7 protein-coding genes are annotated in these 4,277 nt (G+C 69.3%); 4 read left to right on the top strand and 3 right to left on the bottom strand.

Going from position 1 to position 4,277, the window contains the following annotated elements:
• Together ilvA and ACFR9S_RS13305 are read left to right on the top strand one after the other, a co-directional pair.
• On the top strand, nt 1-1,067 hold a 1,067-nt coding region (gene ilvA / locus ACFR9S_RS13310), incomplete at its 5' end, for a threonine ammonia-lyase (RefSeq protein WP_379818863.1).
• A 15-nt stretch (nt 1,068-1,082) separates the two neighbouring features.
• A complete protein-coding gene (locus ACFR9S_RS13305; RefSeq protein ID WP_379732884.1) occupies nt 1,083-1,319 on the top strand; it encodes a hypothetical protein in 237 nt (78 codons plus the stop codon).
• A 4-nt stretch (nt 1,320-1,323) separates the two neighbouring features.
• On the opposite strand, the gene ACFR9S_RS13300 is transcribed toward ACFR9S_RS13305, so the two are convergent.
• Nucleotides 1,324-1,641 carry a hypothetical protein gene (locus ACFR9S_RS13300; protein WP_379818862.1) on the bottom strand — a complete coding sequence of 106 codons (318 nt, stop codon included), beginning with the start codon at nt 1,639-1,641 and terminating at the stop codon, nt 1,324-1,326.
• A gap of 181 nt (nt 1,642-1,822) precedes the next feature.
• Nucleotides 1,823-2,557 carry a pirin family protein gene (locus tag ACFR9S_RS13295; protein ID WP_379732754.1) on the bottom strand — a complete coding sequence of 245 codons (735 nt, stop codon included), beginning with the start codon at nt 2,555-2,557 and terminating at the stop codon, nt 1,823-1,825.
• Between the two features lie 198 nt (nt 2,558-2,755).
• Here ACFR9S_RS13295 and sod point away from each other — a divergent pair, with 198 nt between their 5' ends.
• On the top strand, nt 2,756-3,358 hold the full coding sequence (sod, locus tag ACFR9S_RS13290; protein WP_379818861.1) for a superoxide dismutase: 603 nt from the start codon (nt 2,756-2,758) through the stop codon (nt 3,356-3,358).
• Between the two features lie 142 nt (nt 3,359-3,500).
• Here sod and ACFR9S_RS13285 read toward each other — a convergent pair whose 3' ends face one another.
• Complete coding sequence (locus ACFR9S_RS13285) at nt 3,501-3,917, bottom strand: Rieske (2Fe-2S) protein (protein ID WP_379732177.1); 417 nt, start codon at nt 3,915-3,917, stop codon at nt 3,501-3,503.
• A gap of 169 nt (nt 3,918-4,086) precedes the next feature.
• Here ACFR9S_RS13285 and ACFR9S_RS13280 point away from each other — a divergent pair.
• On the top strand, nt 4,087-4,277 hold a 191-nt coding region (locus tag ACFR9S_RS13280; RefSeq protein WP_379818860.1), incomplete at its 3' end, for a hypothetical protein.

The following is a 4,277-nucleotide window of genomic DNA, read 5'->3' as shown; positions in this document are numbered from 1 at the left end:
CGTTCAAGATCCGCGGCGCGGCCAACCGGATCGCGACCCTCTCGGAGGCGGAGAAGGCGGCCGGGGTGATCACCGCCAGCGCCGGCAACCACGCACAGGGCGTCGCCTACGCCGCGACCGAGCGCGGGCTCGACTCGCTCGTGTTCATGCCCGAGACGGCGCCGCAGGCCAAGATCGACGCCACCGAGGGGTACGGCGCGACGGTCGAACTCCGCGGGGAGACGTTCGCGGAGGCGATGGCCGCGGCGCAGGATCGCGCTGACGAGCCCGGGACCGCGTTCGTCCACGCCTACGACGACCCCGCGGTGATCGCCGGGCAGGGGACGCTCGGCCTCGAACTGCTGGAGCAGGTGCCCGACCTCGACACCGTGGTCGTCCCGATCGGCGGCGGCGGGCTGATCTCCGGCGTCGCGACGGCGATGGAAGCCGCCGACCACGACGTTCGCGTCGTCGGCGTGCAGGCCGAGGACGCCGCGACGGCGCCGCAGAGCCTGCGGAAGGGTGAGCCCGTCGAGAACGAGCACCCCGACACGATCGCCGACGGGATCGCGACGGGCAGCCTCTCCCAGCGCACCTTCGAGATCATCGAGGAGCGCGTCGACGAGGTGGTGACGGTGTCGGACACCGAGATCGCGACCGCGACGCTGTGGCTGCTCGAACGCACCAAACAGCTCGTCGAGGGGGCGGCCGCGGCGTCGGTCGCGCCGCTGCTCTCGGAGACGATCGAGGTCGACGGCACCGTCGCGCCGCTGCTCTGTGGCGGCAACATCGACCTCGCGACGCTGCAGGACGTGCTGACCCGCGCGCTGGTCGACCGCCGGCAGTTCGTCACGCTCCGGGTCCGGATCGACGACCAGCCGGGCGTGCTCGGCGAACTCGCCTCGCTGATCGGCGAGCACGACACCAACATCCGGAGCGTGCGCCACGACCGCTCCGAGGAGGGGCTACCCGTCGGCGAGGCGGACCTCGTCATGCGGCTGACGACGCCCAGCGAGGCGGCCATTCAGGGGATCATCCGGGACATCGAGGACGCCGGCTACCGCGTCCGGGATCTGGTCCCCTCGTAGCTCGCCGGCGCCGCGGTGTCGGCGTTCGCCGTCCTGCTGCTGCTGGCCGTCGCGGGCCCGCTCGTGCTGTCGGCGATGGGCGTGGAGTCCCTCACCGTCGGGACCGAGGAGACGATCACCTACCTGTTCTCGTTCACGGAGACGGCCACCGAGATCTCGATGGGCGTCGGGCCGGCGGTGCTGGTGGTGGGCGCGCTGCTGGGCCTGCTGTACGCGCTGATCCGGAGCTATCTCCGGGTCGCGCGGGCCTGAGCCGTCACTCGTCGACGCGCTCCCACGCCGCCGCCGACGCGAGCGCCGGGCGGGCCTCCCGGAACTCCGCCTCGATCGCGCCGTAGAACCGGACCCGCCCGACAGGGGTCCGGAGCCGAAGAACGAGCGTCTCGTCGGTCGCGTCGAACGCCGTCAGCGTCCAGCGTCCTTCGGTGTGGCGCCACTCGCCGACCCGTTCGGCGCCGTCGACGATCCGGCTGCCGAGCTTCCAGCTCTGTCGCGTGAGGTTCCGGAGGTCGAACGGGACGGCGTCGGGGAGCGACGCCGGGGTCGGGCCGTCGCGCTGTGCGTGTGTCGCCATAGCACGGAACAAGTGACGGAATGACAAAAATCGCTCCCTTCGTGGTCACGGCAACAGGCTCCGTGGTCGCGGAACGGAGTCCGCGACAGGTCACGAGCCGTGGTCGGCCTACAGCACGGTCACGGCAGCACGCTGCGTGGTCGCGCGACGGAGCGCGCGACAGGTCGCGAGCCGTGACCGGCTACAGCACGAACGGGCCGCGCTGATTAATCGGCTCTTCGTGCGGCTCACCGGCGACGGCGACGAGCCGGAACTCACCCTCGACGGTGACGCCGCCGGCGTCGGTCGCGGGCAGCACGTCGCCTTTCCCGAACGCCTCGCCGTCGACGATCCCTTCGCCGTCGACGCCGTAGAGGAATCCCGCCCACCCCTCGGGCGTCGTCCACTCCCACGTGCCGTCGACGCGCACGTCGTGGTACGTCATCGGCGTGTGCAGCGAGAGCGGCGAGCCCTCGCCGACGACGGTCGTGATCGTCGCGCCGTCGACCTCCTCGGTGGGGAGTTCCTCGGCGTCCGCGTCCGCGTAGTCGGCCTCGATATCCTTCTTCTCGCGCGGGAGGTTGACCCAGAGCTGGAGGCCGTTACAGCCCGCGCCGTCGGCGGGCATCTCGGAGTGCTCGATCCCGCCGCCGGTGGTGATCCGCATCGCGTCGCCCGGGTAGGCGGTGTGGGTCACGCCCAGCGAGTCGCCGTGCTCCATCCCCCCTTCGAGCATGTAGGAGACGATCTCGAACCCCCTGTGGGGGTGGGTCGGGAACCCGTCGTCCGGCTCGATGTAGAACCGCTCGAACAGCACGAACGGGTCGAGGTTGTGAGGATAGCCGTCGGTGGGGAACGCGCGGTTGGAGTTCACGCCCGTCCCGTGCCGGACCGTTTCGCCCGGCACCGGGGCGTTTACCGTTTGGTCGAAAGACATGGTTCGATCCAGTCGGTGCGGACGGTTAACCGTCACGGCGGCGGAACAGAAGAAACACCAGTTTCTCGAGGTATTTTTGAGGAAAGTCAGTCAGGAGGTTTGTAGCGACAACTATCTCGGGATACCTATCTCTCGACTATCGAACTTGAATCCGTTTCAGGGAACGCTCTTACCGTCCCGGCCCGTACGATGGAGTGCATGACGGATTACGAACTGCCGCCGCTGCCGTACGAGTATGACGCACTGGAACCGTCGATCTCCGAGCAGGTGCTGACGTGGCATCACGACACGCACCATCAGGGCTACGTCAACGGCTGGAACAGCGCCGAGGAGACGCTCGAGGAGAACCGCGAGAACGGCGAGTTCGGGTCTTCCCCCGGCGCCATCGGCGACGTGACCCACAACGGCTCGGGCCACATTCTCCACGATCTGTTCTGGCAGTCGATGAGCCCCGAGGGCGGCGACGAGCCGTCGGGCGCCCTCGCGGACCGTATCGAGGAGGACTTCGGCTCCTACGAGGCCTGGAAGGGCGAGTTCGAGGCCGCTGCCGGCGCCGCCGGCGGCTGGGCGCTGCTCGTCTACGACTCCTACAGCAACCAGCTCCGCAACGTCGTCGTCGACAAGCACGACCAGGGCGCCCTCTGGGGCAGCCACCCCATCCTCGCGCTCGACGTCTGGGAGCACTCCTACTACTACGACTACGGTCCCGCCCGCGGCGACTTCGTCGACGCGTTCTTCGAGGTCGTCGACTGGGAGGAGCCGTCTGCCCGCTACGAGCAGGCCGTCGAACTGTTCGAGTAACGACTGAACTTCGGCCCTCACGCGGTCGCGGCCGACGCCGCGATCCGGCGCGCTCCGGCGACGGCGACACGCACGACGGTTGGCACCCCGCCGCCGCGGAACGCGTTTTCCCCGTTTTCAGCTTCGACAGCCGTGGCTCGACTCAGAACGAGAGGTGGGAGGTCGAACTCGGCCCCTCGTCGTCGTCGAGGCCGCCGTCCTTGAGGTAGGTGTAGCCGTCGTCGACGAGGAACACGTCGCCGTCCTCGACGGCGATCTCGACCGGGCGGAGCGACGAGCCGGCGGCCGGACCGTTGCCGCAGTCGCCCTCGCAGGCGTCGAACAGCGAGCCGTGTTTCGGGCAGATGATCTCGCCGTCCCGCATCGCCGCGCCGTCGCCGCGGTCGAACCGCTGGTCCTCGTGAGGGCAGTTGTTGAGCCACGCCTCGACGCCGGGCTCGTCCTCGCAAGGGACGAGGATCGCCTCGCGCTCGTTGGTGAACGCGTCCTCGACGCTGAACAGGTAGGAGCCGCGCTCCGGCACGGCGTCGACCGCCGCGATCCGTGTTCCCTCGGGCATCGCCGGCACCTCGTCGCCGCGAACCAAAAGCGTAGCGCCCGTGGCGCTCGGCCGCCCGTTCACTGTCCCCGCGGTACGCGACTCACCCCCGAAAGGACACCGTCGGTAGCGGTCCCGACCACCGTCGCCGTGTCGCTTATCCGGGTCTTGACCGTACGGTAAATCACCGATGAGCACCGAGTTCACTATCGACGCCGACTGGGCCAGCCAGTACATCGACGGCGAGTTCGTCCCGAGCGAGAGCGGCGAGACCATCGACGTCGAGGATCCCTCGACCCGGGAGCAAGTCACTGAGGTCCCCGCCGGCGTCCAGGGGATCAGCTGGTCGCCCGACGGCACCCGGATCGCGTTCACCCAGTC

Source organism: Halolamina salina (genome assembly GCF_042678005.1).
Taxonomy (GTDB): domain Archaea; phylum Halobacteriota; class Halobacteria; order Halobacteriales; family Haloferacaceae; genus Halolamina; species Halolamina salina.
Note: the sequence above shows the minus strand (reverse complement) of the source record. Positions and strands in the feature narration are given on the sequence as shown.